Raw genomic sequence first — 17,180 nt, forward strand, 5'->3', positions numbered from 1 at the left:
GGGGGCGAGGCGGTGGCGGCGACGCTGGCCGGGATGCCGAAGCGCGCGACCTACCTGATCTGCGGCATGCTCAACACCAAGGACATCGGCGGCTACCTGCGCCCGCTCGCCCCGCATGTGACGCGGCTGCATGCCGTGTCGATCCCGGGCGAGAAGGCCACGCTTCCGGCGGCGGAAACCGAGGCCGCCGCGCGTGACGCAGGAATGGCGGCGGTCAGTTCGGCCTCTGTCGCCGAAGCTCTGGCGGCGATCGCCGCCGAGGATACCGCGGCGCGGGTGCTGATCTGCGGCTCGCTCTACCTGGCCGGAACAGTGTTGCGCGAGAACGGCTAAGGCGGTTTTCAGGCAATGACAATTGCGTGAAAAACCGGTCGCAGATCAGAAGATGTCTGGGAGAGTCACGAACCCCGGATAGGGTGGCTCCAGTTCGACCCAGCATGGAGCCAGACCCGTGAACCTGATCGCGAAGACCCTGATTGCCAGCCTCGCCCTCGCCGGGGCCGCCGTGGCCAAGGAAGAGCCGAAAGATCCGACCGTGAAGGCGCGGGTCGCGGTCATGCAGACCATCGCGCAGAACACCAAGACGCTCGGCGAGATGGCCAAGGGCGCGACCGCCTTCGACGCGGCCAGCGCCGAAGCCGCCGTCGCCGCCATCGAGGCTGCCGCCAAGGAAATCCCCGCGAAGTTCGAGCCGCAGGCCACCGACCCGGTGTCGGAAGCCAAGCCCGAGATCTGGACCAACTGGGCCGATTTCACCGCCAAGGCCGAAGCTCTGGCCACCGCGGCCTCGGCGGTCGATACCTCCTCGCTCGACGGGGTGAAGGCCGGGGTCGGCGCGATGGGCGGCGCCTGCAAGGACTGCCACAGCGACTACCGCATGTGACCGCTTCGGATCAGCCGCAGGCCACGCGGCTGATCCGTTTCGCCTCGTCGATCTCGATGTTCAGCCGCTCGGCGTTGAAATCCATCGTCACCGCCATGCCGGGGGTGATGACCCGCGTCGGCTGCGAGAAGCGCATGGTGTCGAGCACCGAGGCGGGCTGACCGACCAGAGTCTGCAGCTCGGCGGCGCCGCAGGCATTCTCGACCGGCGGCGTCGCCGGGGGCGCGGCGGGGCTTTCCATCTGGCAGGCGGCCAGCCCCGTGACGAGGCAGAGCGGGATGAGGGCGGTGATGCGTCGCATTGCGGTCTCCTTTTTGCTGAGGCTAGGTCGGCAGGCCCGCTTCGGCAAGCGCCGCCGCGAAAAGCGGCGGCGGCCGCGCCGCCAAACCTCCGAGGGCGGTTGCAGCCTTGCGCGGATTCCATCACTCTGGCGCAAACACCAGTACAGTGAGGATCATGCCATGCGCACCCGTGCCGCCGTCGCCGTAGCCGCCGGAAAACCGCTTGAAATCATGGAGGTGAACCTCGAAGGGCCGAAATTCGGCGAGGTTCTGGTCGAGATCAAGGCCACCGGCATCTGCCACACCGACGAATTCACCCTGTCGGGCGCCGATCCGGAAGGGCTGTTCCCGGCGATCCTCGGCCATGAGGGCGCGGGCGTGGTGATCGAGGTCGGCCCCGGCGTGACCACGCTGAAGCCGGGCGACCATGTCATCCCGCTCTACACGCCCGAATGCCGCCAGTGCCCCTCCTGCCTCAGCCAGAAGACCAATCTCTGCACGGCGATCCGCTCCACCCAGGGCCAGGGCCTGCTGCCCGACGGCACCACGCGCTTCTCCATGCTCGATGGCACGCCGATCCATCACTACATGGGCTGCTCGACCTTCGCCAACCATACGGTCGTGCCGGAGATCGCGCTGGCCAAGGTGCGCGAGGACGCGCCCTTCGACAAGATCTGCTACATCGGCTGCGGCGTCACCACCGGCATCGGCGCGGTGATCAACACCGCCAAGGTCGAGATCGGCGCCAAGGCGGTGGTCTTCGGTCTGGGCGGCATCGGGCTGAACGTCATCCAGGGGCTGAAGCTGGCCGGGGCCGACATGATCATCGGCGTCGATCTGAACAACGAGCGCAAGGCCTGGGGCGAGCGGTTCGGCATGACGCATTTCGTCAATCCGAAGGAGATCGAAGGCTCGATCGTACCCTTCCTCGTCAACATGACCAAGACGCCCTTCGACCAGATCGGCGGGGCGGATTACTCCTTCGACTGCACCGGCAACGTGAAGGTGATGCGCGACGCGCTGGAATGCACCCATCGCGGCTGGGGCGTCTCGGTGGTGATCGGCGTGGCGCCGGCCGGGGCCGAGATCCAGACCCGGCCGTTCCAGCTGGTGACCGGGCGGGTCTGGAAGGGCACGGCCTTCGGCGGCGCGCGCGGCCGCACCGACGTGCCGCAGATCGTCGACTGGTACATGGACGGCAAGATCCAGATCGACCCGATGATCACCCACACGCTGAAGCTGGAAGACATCAACAAGGGCTTCGACCTGATGCACGCGGGCGAGAGCATCCGCTCTGTCGTGGTGTATTGATGGCCGATGCACGCGCCCCCCGTCTCTGCGTCCTGATCGACGCGGACAACGTGCCGGCGGGCTATGCCGAGGCGATCTTCGAGGAGATCGCCAGCCTCGGCGAGGCCTCGGTGCGGCGGATCTACGGCGACTGGTCGGCGCAGCGCCTGGGCGGCTGGGCCAAGAAGGTCGCCGCCCTCGGGCTGGTGGCGGATCAGCAGTTCTCCAACACCAAGGGCAAGAACGCGAGCGACATCGGGCTGGTGATCGCGGCCATCGACTTCCTGCATTCGGGCCTGTTCGACGGCTTCGTGCTGGTCAGTTCGGACAGCGATTTCACCCGGCTCGCGGCGCGCATCCGCGAGCAGGGGCTCGATGTCTACGGCATCGGCGAGAAGAAGACGCCCGAGGCCTTCCGCATGGCCTGCAAGCGCTTCATCTATGTCGAGAACCTCAACAGCGACGAGCCGGTGCGCGAGACGCCGCCGCGCCCCGCCGACCAGCCCGAGCCTGTGCCGGAACCGCCCGTGCAGCGAGGAGTGAAGGAAGCGCCGGCCAAGGCGATTCCGCTGATCGCGGCGGCGATGCGCGCCATCGACCCGGAGGGCGAATGGTACACGCTGGGCCAGATCGGCCAGTTCATCACCCAGGCCAACCCGGATTTCGACACGCGGACCTATGGCAGCGCCAAGCTGTCGGACCTGATCAAGAAGATCAGCCGTTTCGAGGTGAAGCCCGGGCCGGGCGGCCAGCTGCTGGCCCGCGACGTCGCCTGACGCGGGGGCCTGACTCCCGGAAAAGCCGGGCCCGTCCTTGACCGTCGCCGCGCATCGTCTAGGGTGCGCGGCACTTCCCCATTGCAAAGGATCCGCCATGGCCCAGCGTCTGCATCTCGTGTTCGGCGGCGAACTGGTCAACCCGACCCAGAACGTCTTCAAGGACGTGAAGAACATCCATATCGTCGGGATGTTTCCCGACTATGCCTCGGCCTTCTCGGCCTGGAAGGCGGAAGCGCAGCGCACGGTGGACGACGCCCACATGCGCTACTACATCGCCCATATCCACCGGCTGCGCGACGAGGCCCAGCCCGCCTCCGCCACGGAAGAGCTGGGGATCTGACCCCCTGATGTAGATGGCATATTCCTTCGGCTTCCCGCTGCTGAAATCCACCGCGCGGCGCGAGACCGTAACGGAACTGCCGCGCCCGGCCCGGCCCGAGGGCCGGCTGGTCTGGCTGCATGCCCCGACGCTCGACGCCGCCCGTTCGATGTCCGAACTGGCGCGGCGGGTGATCTTTGACGAGGGCTGCACCGTGCTGCTGACCACCCCCGCCCCGGCGCCCTCGCTTGGCGGGCTGATCGTGCAGCCCGGCCCGCCCGACACCCCGGCCGAGGCGCGGGCCTTCCTCGACCACTGGCAGCCGGACGCCGCGGTGATGTCAGAGGGCGAGCTGCGTCCCTCGGCGCTGCGCGAGATCATCGAGCGGCGCGTGCCGCTGGCGATGGTTGACGGCATGAGCCCCTATATCCTGCCCGGCCGGGAGCGCTGGTGGCCGGGGCAGATGCGCGGCCTGCTGGCGCATTTTCGCTACGTGCTGACGGTGGACGAGACCGCCGCCCGCGCCTTCCGCAAGGCGGGCGGGTTGTCGGGATCGGTCGTGGTCTCGGGCCGGATGGAAGAGGGCAGCGGCGTCCTGCCCTGCACCGAGGCCGAGCGCGCGGCGCTGGCGCGGACGCTGGCCACCCGGCCGGTCTGGCTGGCCGTCGCCCTGCCCGAGGCCGAGGAGGCCGCGGTGATCGCGGCGCATCGCCATGCGCTTCGGTTGGCGCACCGGCTGCTGCTGGTCATCGCCCCGCGCGACGCCGCCCGCGCCCCGGCGCTGGCGGCGCAGCTGCAGAAGGACTACGGCTGGACGGTGGCCAGCCGCGCCGCCGATGAGGAACCGGAGCCGGAGACCGAGGTTTTCCTGGCCGACGGGCAGACCGAGCTCGGGCTCTGGTACAGGCTGGCCCCGGTGAGCTATCTTGGCGGCAGCCTGACGACCGGCTGCCTGCGAGACCCGATGGAGGCGGCGGCGCTCGGATCGGCGGTGATCCACGGGCCGCGGCCGGGGATCTTCGGCGGGGCGATGGGGCGGCTGGGCGCGGCGCGGGCGACCCTGCCGGTCAGCTCGCCCGCGGAGCTGGCCGAGGGGCTGAGCGACCTCCTGGCCCCCGACCGCGCGGCGCGGCTTGCGCATGCGGCCTGGGCGGTGGCCTCGGACGGAACCGACGTGACGGATCGCGTGGTGGCCCTGATCGGGCGGATGATGGATATCGAACGATGATGCTGCGCCCCCTCTCCTTCTGGAAAACCCCGCCCGGCAAGCCCTCCTGGCAGGCGCGGCTGCTGTCGCCCCTGGGCGCGGCCTATGCCGCCGCCACCGCGAGGCGGATGCGGCGGCCGGGCTATGCGCCGAAGGTGCCCGTGATCTGCATCGGCAACCTGAGCGCCGGCGGCGCCGGCAAGACGCCGACCGCCATCGCGCTGATGCAGCGCCTGCAGGGCTGGGGGCTGAAGGTGCATGTGGTCTCGCGCGGCTATGGCGGCAAGCTCGACGGTCCGGTGCGCGTCGATCCGGCGAAACAGCTGGCGGCAGAGACCGGCGACGAGCCGATGCTGCTCTCGGCCTTCGGCCCGGCCTGGGTGGCGCGCGACCGCGCGGCAGGGGTGCGGGCGGCGGAGGCGGCGGGGGCCGAGGTGATCCTGCTCGACGACGGCTTCCAGAACCCCTCGGTGCAGAAGTCGCTGTCGCTGGTGGTGGTCGACGCGCGGATGGGATTTCTCAACGGGCTCTGCCTGCCCGCCGGGCCGCTGCGCGAGCCGGTGCCGGCAGGGCTGGCGCGGGCCAACATGCTGCTGTCGATTGGCGACGCCGCGGCGCAGGCGGGCTTTGCCGCGCAATGGCCGGCGCTCGGCCTGCCACATCTGACCGGGCAGGTGCGGCCGCTGCCCACCGGCATGGACTGGCGCGGCGCGCGGCTGCTGGCCTTTGCCGGCATCGCCCACCCGTCGAAATTCTTCGCCACGCTGAAGGCCGAAGGCGCCGATCTGGTGGGGGCGGTGCCGCTCGACGACCACCAGTTGCTGCCGCTGCCTCTGCTGCAACGGCTGGAGCATGACGCGGCGGCGCTCGGCGCGCAGTTGGTGACGACCGAAAAGGACGCCGTCCGCCTGCCGCCTGCCTGGCGCGCCAAGGTGCTGACCCTGCCAGTGCGGCTGGAGCTGGACGATTGGGCGCCGCTGGATCAGGCCTTGGCGGGCCTCGGGCTCAGAGCGCCCAGCACCTCGGCCTGATGCTCGCCAAGCTTCGGCGCCGCGCGCTCCAGCGCCAGATCGGCGCCGGAGAAGACGAAGGGCGAGCGCAGACCCGGCACGCCCTCGACCGTCAGCCGCATGCCGCGATGCACGATCTGCGGATCGGCGAAGACCTCGGCCAGATCGTTTATCGGCCCCGCCGGAACCCCCTCGGCCTCGCAGGCGGCGAGCAGATCGGCCTTGCTGCGCTGGCTGGTAGCCATGGTCAGCGCCTCGGTCAGCGCCGCGCGGTTCGCCACCCGGTCGGCGTTTGTGGCGAAGGCCGGGGCTGTCGCCAAGGCCGGCAGGCCCAGCAGCCCGCAGAGCCGCTGATACTGCCCGTCATTGCCGGTGGCGATGATGATCCAGCCGTCCGAACAATCGAAAACCGCATAGGGCGCGAGGTTCGGGTGGGCGTTGCCCATCTTCTGCGGTGCTGTGCCGGTAGCGAGATAGTTCATCGCCTGATTGGCCATGATCCCCGCCGCCACATCCATCAGCGCCATGTCGACCTGCTGGCCAAGGCCGCTGGTCGCGCGCTGATGCAGCGCCGCAAGGATCGCGGTCGCGGCATAGACGCCGGTGAAGATGTCGGTCACGGCCACGCCGACCTTCTGCGGCTGACCCTCGGCCTCGCCGGTGACGCTCATCAGCCCGGCCATGCCCTGAATGATGAAATCGTAGCCCGCGCGATGCGCATAGGGGCCGGTCTGGCCGAAACCGGTGATCGAGCAATAGACCAGCCGGGGGTTCACCTTGCGCAGGCTTTCCCAGTCGAGCCCGTATTTCACCAGCCCGCCGACCTTGAAGTTCTCGATCACCACATCCGCCTCGGCCACCAGACGGCGCACCATTTCCTGCCCCTCGGGGGTGCGGAAATCGACGGTGACCGACCGCTTGCCGCGGTTGGTCGCGTGGAAATAGGCGGCGGAGCGGTCGCCCTCGCGCTCGATGAAGGGCGGGCCCCAGCGGCGGGTATCGTCGCCCTCGGGCGCCTCGACCTTGATGACATCGGCGCCGAGATCGGCGAGCGTCTGCCCCGCCCAAGGCCCGGCAAGGATCCGGGCCAGTTCGATCACGCGGACGCCGGCAAGCGGCGCGGGCCTCATTCCGCCAGTTCGGCGTCGAGGATTTCCTTCAGGTCGGCATAGCTCATGTTCGAATGCTTCTCGCCGTTGACGAAGATCGTCGGCGTCGCGGTCACGTCATCGGCCGCTGAGTTCTTCTGATAGGCATCGACCATCGCCTGCGCCATCGCCCCATCCTCGAGACAGGCGCCCAGCGTCGCATCGTCCATCCCGGCGGTGCGGCCGATCTTCTTGAGGTTCTCGACCACGGTGGCCGGCTCGTTCGAGGCGGCCCATTCCTTCTGCGTCTCGAACAGGATGCCCGAGATGCCGAAATAGCGCATCTCGCCGCCGCAGCGCGCGACCATCGAGGCCCAGAGGCCGTAGCGGTCGAAATAGACCTCGCGGAAGGTGAACTTCACCTTGCCGGTGTCGATGTAGTCGGTCTTTAGCTGCTTGAAGACCTCGGAGTGGAAGGTCGCGCAATGCGGGCAGGTGTAGGAGGCGTATTCCACCATGGTGATCGGCGCATCGGCGGCGCCGATGGTCATGTCGGGCACCACGGGCGCCTCGGCGGGGGCGGCAGTGGTCTCCTGCGCCTCGGCGGCGAAGGACAGCGCGCCGGTCGTCCCGCCCTGCCCCAGCCACAGCCCGGCGCCTGCCATCATCACCAGCGCAAGCGCCGAAAGCCCGAATTTCTTGACCATTCTCTGCCTCATTGTGTCTTTGCGCGAGATAAGAAGTTTTGCGCGAGGGTTTCAAGGGCTGCACGCAGCCCCTCGTCCTTGGCCCCATCCGCCGCCGCATGGGCCTTGGCCTGAACCGCGGGGTCCAGCGGCTTGGGCGCGGGGGGGGCGGGATCGAACTGGGCCTGCCCTTCGGCAAAGCCGGTGGGGGCCGTCTGGGTGAGGGTGATGCGGGCGATGGCGGCATAGCCGTAGACCGCATTCACCCGGTCGCGGATCTTGGGCAGCTGCATCTGCACCATGGGCGCCTGCACCGCGGCGACCAGCACGGTCAGCGTGGCGCCGAAGCCCTCGCGCCCGTAGCCCACCTTCACCGGGCGGGTGATCCGGGCGAGGTCTTCGCCGACGATATCGGCCCATTGCGTCAGAAGCCGCGTCACCGCAAAACCGCGCTTCTCGCCCACCACGCGGATACGGTCCTTCAGAAGGCCCGACGCCGGCTCGAACCCGCGCATCCGGCGGGTCGGCTTGGCGGGCGGTTGGGCCGGGGCACGGGTCATCTGTTCATTCCTGCATCTGCGCCTATTCTATGCGATGCGGCGCGGGCTGCCAGCATGCTGCGGCCAGAGGGAGCATAAAGATTGCGTGACATGAAGGATAGCGCACTGAGCGCCTCGCTGCTCGGCTGGTACGACCGGCATGCCCGGTCGATGCCCTGGCGGGTGCCGCCGGCCGAGCGGGCGCGGGGCGTGCTGCCCGATCCCTACCGGGTGTGGCTGTCGGAGGTGATGCTGCAGCAGACTACGGTGGCGGCGGTGCGCGACTACTTCCACCGCTTCACCACGCGCTGGCCCGAGGTGGCGGCGCTGGCCGCCGCCGAGGATGCCGAGGTGATGGCCGAATGGGCCGGGCTTGGCTATTACGCCCGCGCCCGCAACCTGCTGAAGGGCGCGCGGGCGGTGGTGGCCGAACATGGCGGCCGCTTTCCCGAAACGCGCGAGGGGCTGCTGACCCTGCCGGGGGTCGGGCCCTACACCGCCTCGGCGGTGGCGGCGATCGCCTTCGACGAGGCGGCGACCGTGGTCGACGGCAATGTCGAGCGGGTGATGGCGCGGCTGTTCCTGGTGGAGACGCCGCTGCCCGCCGCCAAGCCGGCGCTGACCCGGCTGGCCGAGACGCTGACCCCGGAGGAGCGGCCCGGCGACTATGCGCAGGCGGTCATGGACCTCGGGGCGACGATCTGCACCCCGCGCAAGCCCGCCTGCGGCATCTGCCCCTGGCGCGAGCCCTGCGCCGCCCGCGCCGCCGGGGTGCAGGCCGAGCTGCCGCGCCGCTCGCCCAAGGCCGAGAAGCCGGTGCGCGAGGGCACGGTCTGGGTCTGCCTGCGCGAGGACGGTGCGGTGCTGCTGGAAACGCGGCCCGAGAAGGGCCTGCTGGGCGGCATGCTGGGCTTTCCCGGCACCGACTGGGATCGCGGCAAGACCGATGCGACGCCACCGCTCGCCGCCGGCTGGCAGGCCGCGCCGGTCGAGGTGCGGCACACTTTCACCCATTTCCACCTGAAGCTGGCGGTCATGGTCTCCCGCGTTCCGCTGGACGCGCAGCCCGCGCGCGGCCGCTTCCAGCCGCGGGAGGCCTTCCGGCCCGCCGACCTGCCGACGGTGATGCGCAAGGCGTGGGAGGCGGCGATGGCCGCCGATCCGCGCTAGACCCGCCAATGCAAAAGACCCCGCCGTGCAGGCACGGCGAGGGAAGTGGGCGCCGCGGCAGGTAAGGTGCGGCGCCGGCGGAAACTGGATTGTACGGGAGGGGCGCCCCTCAGTGGGGGCGGCCGTCTTCCATCTCGGCGCGGATCTGCTGGCGCAGGATGTCGATCGGGATCATCTTGCCCTCGCGCTTGAAGTGCCAGTAGGTCCAGCCGTTGCAGCTGGGCGCGCCTTCCAGCGCGGCGCCGACCTGATGGATCGAGCCCTTCACGTCATTGCCGATCAGCGTGCCGTCGGCGCGGACCTTGGCCTTGTGGCGGTTGCCGATCGAGAACAGCTCCTCGCCCGGGCGCAGCATGCCGCGCTCCACCACCTGCCCGAAGGGCACGCGCGGCTCGGCCCGCTTGGAGCCGGTGACCTCCAGCGCGGTCGCGTCATAGCGGCGGACGCGGGTCATGCGCTCGGCGGCGACCTTGCGGTAGGCCTCCTCGCGCTCGATGCCGATGAAGTCGCGGCCCAGCATCTTGGCGACGGCGCCGGTGGTGCCGGTGCCGAAGAACGGGTCGAGCACCACATCCCCCGGATTGGTGGTGGCGACGATCACCCGGTGCAGCAGGCTTTCCGGCTTCTGCGTCGGATGCGCCTTGTCGCCGGCCTCGTCCTTGATCCTCTCGTGTCCGGTGCAGATCGGCAGCACCCAGTCCGACCGCATCTGCACACCCTCGTTCAGCGCCTTCAGCGCCTCGTAGTTGAAGGTGTATTTGCTGGCCTCTTCCTTCGAGGCCCAGATCAGCGTCTCGTGGGCGTTGGTCAGCCGCTTGCCCTTGAAGTTCGGCATCGGGTTCGACTTGCGCCAGACCACGTCGTTCAAGATCCAGAAGCCCTGGTCCTGCAGCGCCGCGCCGACGCGGAAGATGTTGTGATAGCTGCCGATCACCCAGATCGCGCCGTTCGGCTTCAACAGGCGGCGCGCCGCCGCGAGCCATTCGCGGGTGAACTTGTCGTAGACGGCGAAGCTGGAGAACTGGTCCCAGTGGTCGTTGACCGCGCCGACCAGCGAATTGTCGGGCCGATGCAGGTCGCCGCGCAGCTGCAGGTTGTAGGGCGGGTCAGCGAAGATGAGATCGACGCTGCCCGCGGGCAGGCTGTTCATCACCTCGATGCAGTCGCCCGCAAGTATTTCATTCAGCGGAAGCGTCGCCGCCTCCGGTTCTCTTGTCTTCGTCGCCATGTCTGCCTCTGCGCCCCCCGGCTTTGCGCCGTTTTATGTGAGGGCAGGATGAGTCATTGGCGAATCGCCGTCAAATTCTTTATTGAATCAAGGGGTTAGTGAAATCTCTTGATACAAGATATTGTGTACCGGTTTGAACGAACGCCTATGGTGAGGGGTCACACCGAGATTTAGCAGCGCCGCGAGATGGTCTTTTGTCGGGTAGCCGGCGTTGCGGCGCCAGCCGTAGCCCGGATGATGTTGCTCCAAATCCACCATGATCGCGTCGCGCGCCACCTTGGCCACGATCGAGGCGGCGGCGATCGAAAGCGACAGGGAGTCGCCGCGCACCAGCGCCCGGCACTTGTGCGGCAGACCGACCGGGATGATGTGGCCGTCGATCAGCGCGAAGTCGGGTTTGGTCGGCAGGCCGGCGATGGCCCGGGCCATGGCCAGATGGCTCGCGCGCAGGATGTTCAGGCTGTCGATCTCCTCCACCGAGGCATGGGCGACCGAGACCTCGGCGCAGGCATGCAGCTGCAGGCAGAGCTCCTGCCGGCGGCCGGCGGTCAGCTTCTTGCTGTCGTTCAGCCCCTCCGGGATGCAGCCGGGGATCAGCCGGACGGCGGCGGCGGTGACCGGCCCGGCCAGCGGACCGCGCCCGACCTCGTCGACGCCGACAACACAGGTGAAGCCGCCCTCGAGGGCGGCGGTCTCGTGGCTGAAATCGGGGCAGGGAATATCCATGCCGCAGCAATAACCGCTGCGGCGCGGCGGGAAAAGCCCCAGATGTTGTGTCAGTCGCCAAGTCGGGGGACGAAAGCTGCTCGGCCTTCCGCCCCCCTGCTCCGGGCGCGAGGGGGGATGCGCCCGGAAACCTCAGGACCCGTAGCGCCAGCGGTCATCGCCGCGGCGGTGATCCTCGCGGCCCGGACGCAGGCGGAAACCAGCCTCGGCGAGGCAGCGCGCCGGGTAGAAGCGTTCCATGCGGCCGCGGTTGCGGACCTCGCGGACGCAGCTGCGCGGCAGCTTGTAGCGGAAGCCTTGGTCGCGCAGGCAGCGCTCCGGGTAGAGCACCGGGCCGCCGCGCCGGTTGTCATCGAGCTGGAAGGCGCAGACCGGCGGCACCAGCGGCGAGCGGGTCTCGTGCCGCGGCGGACGGCGGTTGTCGCGGCGGTCGTCGTTCCACCGGTTGTCCCAGCGGTCATTGTTCCAGCGGTTGTCGACCAGCTGCTCCTTGCGGTCGTCCTTGTCGGCGCGGTTCTTCTGCACCTGGTTGGCGATGATCGCGACGGCGGCGACGGCGGCGAGCGCCTTGGCGACATCTTCGGTATCGGCGCGGGCGGGAACGGCGGCGGCGGTCATGGCGGCAAGGGCGGTGGCCGCGGCGGCGAGGGTCATGGCGAGGCGCTTGAGGGGCGTCATGGGAAGCGTCATTGGGGGGCTCCTTCTGGGATCGGCGCGGGGGCAGAGGCCTGTCGCACCGGCATGGCCAGACCCTCGGCCCGGAGCGGCGGGACAGGCAATATCGGGGCGCTGTTATGCGATAACCATCCGGCAAACCCCTTCTGTCATTGAATATCCATCCCCCTCCGCGCAATATGCCGGGAACTCGGACAACAGGAGCGGTCGATGAAACTTCCTGCCTTGCTGGCGGCACTTGCGATGGGACTGGCCCTGACCGCTCCCGCCGAGGCGGCCTGCTACGCGGATTACAAGGCCAAGCAGGACCGCCCGCTGCGGCTGCATTACGGCGTGGCGGAAGTGCCGGACAACGCCTGCAATCGCGGCAGCGCCTCGCAGGTTCTTGCGCAGCGGCTGGACCGGGCGGGCTGGACCCTGCTCAACGTCCTGTCCACATTCGGCCCGGAGGGTCTGGAAGAAAGGAAAGCAAGTGCCGGAGAATATTTCCTCCGCTACTGACGCGTTGAGGGCCGGCAACCGGGTGGTGACGGGGGGGATCGCGGCCATCGTGCTGATCCTCGCCGCGGCGGCCGTGTTCCTGTTCCTCAACCTTCCCGATGCGGATGCGTTCAACGCGCGGGTCGAGCGGATCTTCATCGAGAATGACGCGCTGCGGTCGGGCACCGAGATCCGGCTGCTGGAAATCCTCGCGCAATCAGGCACTTCCTTCTCGGACGTGCTGGCGAGCTACCGCATGGTGATCTTCGTGCTGCTGGTGTTCTCGGCAGCATTGCTGATCGCCGCGCTGGTGCTGCTGGTGACGATCATCGCGCTGAACCGGCGGATGTCGGCGATCCAGCGGTCGGGAATCCAGGTCGCCTCGCTGATGATCTCGCGCGAGAGCCGGGCGGTCTACATCAACGACATGGAGTTCTCGCTGACCGAGGCCGCCATCGAGACGCTGAGCGTTCTGGCCGAGGCGCGGATGGATGACGAGGTGCTGAACGGGGCGCAGATCGAGGGCATGATCTCGGGCCGCGACGCCGCCGATTGCGACGAGGCGGCGGGGGCGACGCGGGTGAAGCGGTTGCGCGACGCCCTGGGCAACCAGATGGTCAGCGAGCTTCTGGTCAAGACCATCGCCCGGCGCGGCTACATGCTGGCGGTCGGCAAGGACGTGATCCGCATGGTCTGACGAAGGGCGGCGGACGGGGGTTAAGCCTTGGACGCCGCTTGATTTTCGCCCCGTGCAACCGATGCACACCCGATGCACGGGGCATGCAGACGAAAATCCGGTCTCCGGGATTAACCCTTTTCGCCGCTGTCATGCCGCTGTCACGCGCCGCGGCCACAAGGCTTGCACCTGAGGGGGTGTGGCCTTATACGCGCTGCTTTCCCTTTCGCCTGACCGGGAGGCCGCGATGATCCAGACGCCCTACTACCTGATCGACGAGGCCAGCCTCCTGCGCAACATGCAGAAGGTGGCCGAGCTGCGCCGCCTGTCGGGGGCCAAGGCGCTGCTGGCGCTGAAGTGCTTCGCCACCTGGCCCGCCTTCGACGCGATGCGCGAGCATATGGATGGCACCACCTCCTCCTCGCTCTACGAGCTGCGGCTCGGCCGCGAGAAGTTCGGCAAGGAGACCCACGCCTATTCCGTCGCCTGGGGCGATGACGAGATCGACGAGGCGGTGGGCTATGCCGACAAGATCATCTTCAACTCCATCGGCCAGCTGGAGCGGTTCGCGGGTCGCGCCGAAGGCATTTCCTGCGGTCTGCGGCTGAACCCCGGCATCTCGACCTCGGGCTTCGATCTGGCGGACCCGGCGCGGCCCTTCAGCCGTCTGGGCGAGTGGGATGCCGAGAAGATCGCCGGCGTGCTGGACCGGATCAGCGGCGTGATGATCCATTACAACTGCGAGAATGCCGATTTCGACCTGTTCGACCGGCAGCTGGCCGAGATCGAAAGCCGCTTCGGCGCGGTGCTGGAGCGGCTGGACTGGGTGAGCCTTGGCGGCGGCATCCATTTCACCGGCGAAGCCTATCCGCTGGAGAAGCTGGCGGCGCGGCTGAAAGGATTTTCCGAGCGTTTCGACGTGCAGGTCTATCTGGAGCCGGGCGAAGCGGCGATCACCCGTTCGGCCTCGCTGGAGGTGACGGTGCTCGACATTCTTGACAATGGCAAGCAGCTGGCGATCGTCGACAGCTCGGTCGAGGCGCATATGCTGGACCTGCTGATCTATCGCCAGTCGGCGCGGATCGAGCCGGACCGGGGCGACCACAGCTTCATGATCTGCGGCAAGTCCTGCCTCGCCGGGGACATCTTCGGCGAGTTTCGCTTCGAGGAACCATTGAAGGTTGGCGACCGCCTGTCCATCTCGGATGCGGCGGGCTACACGATGGTCAAGAAAAACTGGTTCAACGGGGTGAAGATGCCGAGCATCGTGCTGCGTGGAACCGATGGTTCGCTGCGCGTCGCGCGTGAGTTCGGCTATGCCGATTATGCCTCCAGCCTCGGCTGAGGCGCTTCCCTCTGTCCTTAAAGGAGACGGTCCGAAGTGAAGAAGAACGTGTTGATCATCGGTGCCGGTGGCGTCGCTCAGGTGGTGGCGCATAAATGCGCGCAGGCCAACGATGTGCTGGGCGACCTGCATATCGCCTCGCGCACCCTGTCGAAATGCGAGGCGATCCTTGCCTCCGTCGAGGAAAAGGGCTCGATGAAGGCGCCCGGCCTGTTCAAGGCCCATGCCGTCGATGCGATGGACACCGGCGCCGTGGCCCAGCTGATCCGCCACACCGGGGCCGAGATCGTCATCAACGTCGGGTCGTCCTTCGTCAACATGACGGTGCTGGAAGCCTGCCTGGACACGGGCGCCGCCTATCTCGACACCGCGATCCACGAGGATCCGGCGAAGATCTGCGAGACGCCGCCGTGGTATGGCAACTACGAATGGCGCCGCCGCGAGCGTTGCGCCGAAAAAGGCGTGACGGCTATCCTCGGTGTCGGCTTCGATCCGGGCGTGGTGAACGCCTATGCGCGGCTGGCGGCGGACGACTATCTCGACACGGTGACGAGCATCGACATCGTCGACATCAACGCGGGCTCGCACGGGCGCTGGTTCTCGACCAACTTCGACCCGGAGATCAATTTCCGCGAATTCACCGGCACGGTCTATTCGTGGCAGAAGGGCGCCTGGCAGGAGAACAGCATGTTCGAGGTCGGGCAGGAGTTCGACCTGCCGGTGGTGGGCAAGCAGAAGGCCTATCTGACCGGGCATGACGAGGTGCATTCGCTTTCGGCCAACTATCCCGACGCCGATGTGCGCTTCTGGATGGGCTTCGGCGATCACTACATCAACGTGTTCACCGTGCTGAAGAACCTCGGACTGCTGTCGGAGAAGCCGGTGGTGACGGCCGAAGGGCTGGAAGTGATTCCGCTGAAGGTGGTGAAGGCGGTGCTGCCCGACCCGTCCTCGCTGGCGCCGGACTACAAGGGCAAGACCTGCATCGGGGATTTCGTCCGCGGCACCAAGGACGGCGCCCCGGCGGAGGTCTTCGTCTACAACGTGGCCGATCACGAGGAAGCCTATGCCGAGACCGGCGCGCAGGGCATCAGCTATACGGCGGGCGTGCCCCCGGTGGCGGCGGCGGTGCTGATCGCGCGGGGCGAGTGGGACGTGGCGCGGATGGTCAACGTGGAAGAGCTGGACCCGAAGCCGTTCCTGCGGCTGCTGGGCGAGATGGGCCTGCCGACGCGGGTGCGCGACGCCGCGGGCGACCGGGCGATCTGACTTTGAGCGGCCTGCCTTCGGGCAGGCCGTTCGCTTTCGGGCTCAGTCGAGCCGCTGCACCCGGCGCAGGTCGGGGAAGAGCCTCGCCCACAGGGCCGCGACAGCCAGCGTGGCGGCGCCGCCGAGCGCCACGGCGGCCACCGGGCCGATGAGCGTGGCCATGGTGCCGGCCCGGAAGGCGCCGAGCTCGTTCGAGGCGCCGATGAACACCTGATTGACCGAGTTCACCCGCCCCCGCAGCGCATCCGGCGTCCAGAGCTGGATCAGCACGCTGCGCAGGTTGACGCTGACCATGTCGAAGGCCCCTGTCATCAACAGCGCCAGCGCCGAGAGCCAGAGCGTGGTGGAGAGGGCGAAGACGAGGGTGAAGAACCCGAAGGCCGCCACCGAGAGGAACATGATGAGCCCCGCGTTCCGGCGGATCGGATGGGCCATCAGCCAGAAGCCGACGCCGATCGCCCCCACTGCCGGGGCCGAGCGCAGCAGGCCGAGGCCGGTCGGCCCGATCTCCAGCACGTCGCGGGCATAGACCGGCAGCATCGCCATCGCACCGCCCAGAAGCACAGCGAAGAGGTCGAGCGAGATCGCCCCCAGCACCGGCTTCGAGGCCCAGATGTAGCGGAAGCCCGCGCTCAGGGTCTCCCATGTCTTGGCGCCCGCCACAGCGATCTGGCGCGGCTGGCGCGGGATGGTCAGCACCAGCGCGGCGGCGGTCAGCAGCAGCACCAGCGTCACCGCATAGGGCAAGCCCGGCGAGAGCCCGTAGAGCAGCCCGCCCACCACCGGCCCGCAGATCGTCGCCGCCTGATTGGCGGTGGAATTGGCGAGGATGGCGTTGGAGAGATGCTCGGGCGGCACCAGATTCGGCGCAAGCGACTGGCGCGCGGGGTTGTAGAAGGCCCGCCCGGCGCCGAAGACCAGAATCAGCGCGAAGATCGGCCATGTGGGCGAGGTTGCGTCGAGCGTGGCGGCGTAGGTCAGAAGGCCCGCGGCGACGCAGGATTCGACCACGAGACAGGCGCACATGATGCCCCGGCGCGAGAATCGGTCTGCGGCCGCGCCGGTGACGAGCACCAGCAGCAGGGCCGGGGCGAATTGCGACAGGCCGACCAGCCCCAGATCGAAGGGGTCGCGGGTGAGGTCGTAGACCTGCCAGCCGATGGCGACGGTCTGGATCTGCACGGCGAAGCCCACGAGCAGCAGGGCGGTCCAGTAGGCGGGATAGCCGCGATGGCGGAAGGCCACCCAGCGGCCGACGGGGGCACGGTCTTGCACAGTCACGCCGCGTCCTTCTCGTCTGTCCGGGCTCGGATGTGAAAAAACCGAAAGCGGGGCGGAAGGCCAGCGGGAATCGTGTCAGTATGACAAGTTCATGACAGCGGCATGCGCGGGGTCTGCGATGTCAGGAGTTCTTCGGGGGATTGGTGAGCGGGGCGGGTATCGAACCCGCGACCCGCTGATTAAAAGTCAGCTGCTCTACCACTGAGCTACCCGCCCTCACCATCCCGAGGCCAAAGCCTCAGCACCGA

Annotated in this window: 19 protein-coding genes, 1 tRNA gene and 1 pseudogene; 12 read left to right on the plus strand and 9 right to left on the minus strand. The window is 68.3% G+C overall.

Features of this window, described 5'->3' with window-relative positions:
• Together C5F48_RS04965 and C5F48_RS04970 are read left to right on the plus strand one after the other, a co-directional pair.
• A pseudogene (locus C5F48_RS04965) lies at positions 1 to 333 on the plus strand (bifunctional folylpolyglutamate synthase/dihydrofolate synthase); the annotation flags it as partial.
• A 118-nt stretch (positions 334 to 451) separates the two neighbouring features.
• Positions 452 to 883 carry a c-type cytochrome gene (locus C5F48_RS04970; RefSeq protein ID WP_107662808.1) on the plus strand — a complete coding sequence of 144 codons (432 nt, stop codon included), beginning with the start codon at positions 452 to 454 and terminating at the stop codon, positions 881 to 883.
• 10 nt (positions 884 to 893) lie between these two features.
• Here the strand turns inward: C5F48_RS04970 and C5F48_RS04975 are convergent, their stop codons facing one another.
• Entirely contained in the window at positions 894 to 1,184 is a 291-nt protein-coding gene (locus C5F48_RS04975) for an I78 family peptidase inhibitor (protein WP_107662809.1), read from the minus strand.
• A gap of 160 nt (positions 1,185 to 1,344) precedes the next feature.
• Between C5F48_RS04975 and C5F48_RS04980 the strand changes: the two genes are divergently transcribed.
• The 5 genes from C5F48_RS04980 to lpxK all read left to right on the plus strand — a co-directional run bounded on the left by C5F48_RS04980 (position 1,345) and on the right by lpxK (position 5,790).
• The gene (locus C5F48_RS04980; RefSeq protein WP_107662810.1) at positions 1,345 to 2,475 is read left to right on the plus strand and encodes an S-(hydroxymethyl)glutathione dehydrogenase/class III alcohol dehydrogenase; all 1,131 of its coding nucleotides are present in this window, start codon (positions 1,345 to 1,347) and stop codon (positions 2,473 to 2,475) included.
• Entirely contained in the window at positions 2,475 to 3,230 is a 756-nt protein-coding gene (locus C5F48_RS04985; protein WP_107662811.1) for an NYN domain-containing protein, read from the plus strand. Before C5F48_RS04980 ends, C5F48_RS04985 begins: the two co-directional genes overlap by 1 nt.
• 97 nt (positions 3,231 to 3,327) lie before the next feature.
• Positions 3,328 to 3,573, plus strand: coding sequence for a DUF4170 domain-containing protein (locus C5F48_RS04990; RefSeq protein ID WP_107662812.1), 246 nt, complete (start codon positions 3,328 to 3,330; stop codon positions 3,571 to 3,573).
• Positions 3,574 to 3,586: 13 nt separating this feature from the next.
• Positions 3,587 to 4,780, plus strand: coding sequence for a 3-deoxy-D-manno-octulosonic acid transferase (locus C5F48_RS04995; protein ID WP_107662813.1), 1,194 nt, complete (start codon positions 3,587 to 3,589; stop codon positions 4,778 to 4,780).
• A 2-nt stretch (positions 4,781 to 4,782) separates the two neighbouring features.
• On the plus strand, positions 4,783 to 5,790 hold the full coding sequence (lpxK, locus tag C5F48_RS05000) for a tetraacyldisaccharide 4'-kinase (protein WP_107662853.1): 1,008 nt from the start codon (positions 4,783 to 4,785) through the stop codon (positions 5,788 to 5,790).
• Here the strand turns inward: lpxK and C5F48_RS05005 are convergent.
• Genes C5F48_RS05005 through C5F48_RS05015 form a run of 3 tightly spaced genes read right to left on the minus strand, consistent with a single transcriptional unit; the run spans position 5,742 to position 8,103 of the window.
• Positions 5,742 to 6,899 (minus strand): CaiB/BaiF CoA transferase family protein, encoded by a 1,158-nt coding sequence (locus tag C5F48_RS05005; protein ID WP_107662814.1) that lies wholly within the window; start codon positions 6,897 to 6,899, stop codon positions 5,742 to 5,744. The two genes, lpxK and C5F48_RS05005, sit on opposite strands and share 49 nt — an antisense overlap.
• The gene (locus tag C5F48_RS05010) at positions 6,896 to 7,564 is read right to left on the minus strand and encodes a DsbA family protein (protein WP_107662815.1); all 669 of its coding nucleotides are present in this window, start codon (positions 7,562 to 7,564) and stop codon (positions 6,896 to 6,898) included. The genes C5F48_RS05005 and C5F48_RS05010 overlap by 4 nt, the downstream gene beginning before the upstream one ends.
• Positions 7,565 to 7,572: 8 nt before the next feature.
• Positions 7,573 to 8,103, minus strand: a complete 531-nt coding sequence (locus C5F48_RS05015; protein ID WP_107662816.1) for a DUF721 domain-containing protein — start codon at positions 8,101 to 8,103, stop codon at positions 7,573 to 7,575.
• Between the two features lie 90 nt (positions 8,104 to 8,193).
• Here C5F48_RS05015 and mutY point away from each other — a divergent pair, with 90 nt between their 5' ends.
• Complete coding sequence (gene mutY, locus C5F48_RS05020) at positions 8,194 to 9,252, plus strand: A/G-specific adenine glycosylase (RefSeq protein ID WP_107662817.1); 1,059 nt, start codon at positions 8,194 to 8,196, stop codon at positions 9,250 to 9,252.
• A gap of 109 nt (positions 9,253 to 9,361) precedes the next feature.
• Here the strand turns inward: mutY and C5F48_RS05025 are convergent, their stop codons facing one another.
• The 3 genes from C5F48_RS05025 to C5F48_RS05035 all read right to left on the minus strand — a co-directional run bounded on the left by C5F48_RS05025 (position 9,362) and on the right by C5F48_RS05035 (position 11,896).
• Complete coding sequence (locus C5F48_RS05025; RefSeq protein ID WP_107662818.1) at positions 9,362 to 10,480, minus strand: site-specific DNA-methyltransferase; 1,119 nt, start codon at positions 10,478 to 10,480, stop codon at positions 9,362 to 9,364.
• Between the two features lie 87 nt (positions 10,481 to 10,567).
• Entirely contained in the window at positions 10,568 to 11,206 is a 639-nt protein-coding gene (gene rnhB, locus C5F48_RS05030; RefSeq protein ID WP_107662819.1) for a ribonuclease HII, read from the minus strand.
• Positions 11,207 to 11,338: 132 nt separating this feature from the next.
• Positions 11,339 to 11,896, minus strand: coding sequence for a hypothetical protein (locus C5F48_RS05035; RefSeq protein ID WP_107662820.1), 558 nt, complete (start codon positions 11,894 to 11,896; stop codon positions 11,339 to 11,341).
• A gap of 195 nt (positions 11,897 to 12,091) precedes the next feature.
• On the opposite strand from C5F48_RS05035, the gene C5F48_RS05040 reads away from it, so the two are divergent.
• The 4 genes from C5F48_RS05040 (at position 12,092) to C5F48_RS05055 (ending at position 15,651) form a co-directional block, all read left to right on the plus strand.
• Positions 12,092 to 12,382, plus strand: coding sequence for a hypothetical protein (locus C5F48_RS05040; protein WP_107662821.1), 291 nt, complete (start codon positions 12,092 to 12,094; stop codon positions 12,380 to 12,382).
• A complete protein-coding gene (locus C5F48_RS05045) occupies positions 12,354 to 13,058 on the plus strand; it encodes a winged helix-turn-helix domain-containing protein (protein WP_107662822.1) in 705 nt (234 codons plus the stop codon). Before C5F48_RS05040 ends, C5F48_RS05045 begins: the two co-directional genes overlap by 29 nt.
• 226 nt (positions 13,059 to 13,284) lie before the next feature.
• Positions 13,285 to 14,382 (plus strand): carboxynorspermidine decarboxylase, encoded by a 1,098-nt coding sequence (locus C5F48_RS05050; protein WP_107662823.1) that lies wholly within the window; start codon positions 13,285 to 13,287, stop codon positions 14,380 to 14,382.
• A gap of 36 nt (positions 14,383 to 14,418) precedes the next feature.
• The gene (locus C5F48_RS05055; RefSeq protein WP_107662824.1) at positions 14,419 to 15,651 is read left to right on the plus strand and encodes a saccharopine dehydrogenase family protein; all 1,233 of its coding nucleotides are present in this window, start codon (positions 14,419 to 14,421) and stop codon (positions 15,649 to 15,651) included.
• A gap of 42 nt (positions 15,652 to 15,693) precedes the next feature.
• Here C5F48_RS05055 and C5F48_RS05060 read toward each other — a convergent pair whose 3' ends face one another.
• Complete coding sequence (locus C5F48_RS05060) at positions 15,694 to 16,932, minus strand: MFS transporter (RefSeq protein WP_107662825.1); 1,239 nt, start codon at positions 16,930 to 16,932, stop codon at positions 15,694 to 15,696.
• Positions 16,933 to 17,073: 141 nt separating this feature from the next.
• Positions 17,074 to 17,148: transfer RNA gene (locus tag C5F48_RS05065), tRNA-Lys, on the minus strand.
• Positions 17,149 to 17,180: the final 32 nt, after the last annotated feature.

The organism is Cereibacter changlensis JA139, assembly GCF_003034985.1.
Taxonomy (GTDB): Bacteria; Pseudomonadota; Alphaproteobacteria; order Rhodobacterales; family Rhodobacteraceae; genus Cereibacter; species Cereibacter changlensis.

Bases quoted from the DNA above. Each gene is read 5' to 3' on its own strand.
- C5F48_RS04975 (WP_107662809.1), bottom strand. From the start codon at position 1,184: ATGCGACGCATCACCGCCCTCATCCCGCTCTGCCTCGTCACGGGGCTG.
- C5F48_RS04980 (WP_107662810.1), top strand. From the start codon at position 1,345: ATGCGCACCCGTGCCGCCGTCGCCGTAGCCGCCGGAAAACCGCTTGAA.
- C5F48_RS04985 (WP_107662811.1), top strand. From the start codon at position 2,475: ATGGCCGATGCACGCGCCCCCCGTCTCTGCGTCCTGATCGACGCGGAC.
- C5F48_RS04990 (WP_107662812.1), top strand. From the start codon at position 3,328: ATGGCCCAGCGTCTGCATCTCGTGTTCGGCGGCGAACTGGTCAACCCG.
- C5F48_RS04995 (WP_107662813.1), top strand. From the start codon at position 3,587: ATGGCATATTCCTTCGGCTTCCCGCTGCTGAAATCCACCGCGCGGCGC.
- C5F48_RS05005 (WP_107662814.1), bottom strand. From the start codon at position 6,899: ATGAGGCCCGCGCCGCTTGCCGGCGTCCGCGTGATCGAACTGGCCCGG.
- C5F48_RS05010 (WP_107662815.1), bottom strand. From the start codon at position 7,564: ATGGTCAAGAAATTCGGGCTTTCGGCGCTTGCGCTGGTGATGATGGCA.
- C5F48_RS05015 (WP_107662816.1), bottom strand. From the start codon at position 8,103: ATGACCCGTGCCCCGGCCCAACCGCCCGCCAAGCCGACCCGCCGGATG.
- mutY (WP_107662817.1), top strand. From the start codon at position 8,194: ATGAAGGATAGCGCACTGAGCGCCTCGCTGCTCGGCTGGTACGACCGG.
- C5F48_RS05025 (WP_107662818.1), bottom strand. From the start codon at position 10,480: ATGGCGACGAAGACAAGAGAACCGGAGGCGGCGACGCTTCCGCTGAAT.
- rnhB (WP_107662819.1), bottom strand. From the start codon at position 11,206: ATGGATATTCCCTGCCCCGATTTCAGCCACGAGACCGCCGCCCTCGAG.
- C5F48_RS05035 (WP_107662820.1), bottom strand. From the start codon at position 11,896: ATGACGCTTCCCATGACGCCCCTCAAGCGCCTCGCCATGACCCTCGCC.
- C5F48_RS05040 (WP_107662821.1), top strand. From the start codon at position 12,092: ATGAAACTTCCTGCCTTGCTGGCGGCACTTGCGATGGGACTGGCCCTG.
- C5F48_RS05050 (WP_107662823.1), top strand. From the start codon at position 13,285: ATGATCCAGACGCCCTACTACCTGATCGACGAGGCCAGCCTCCTGCGC.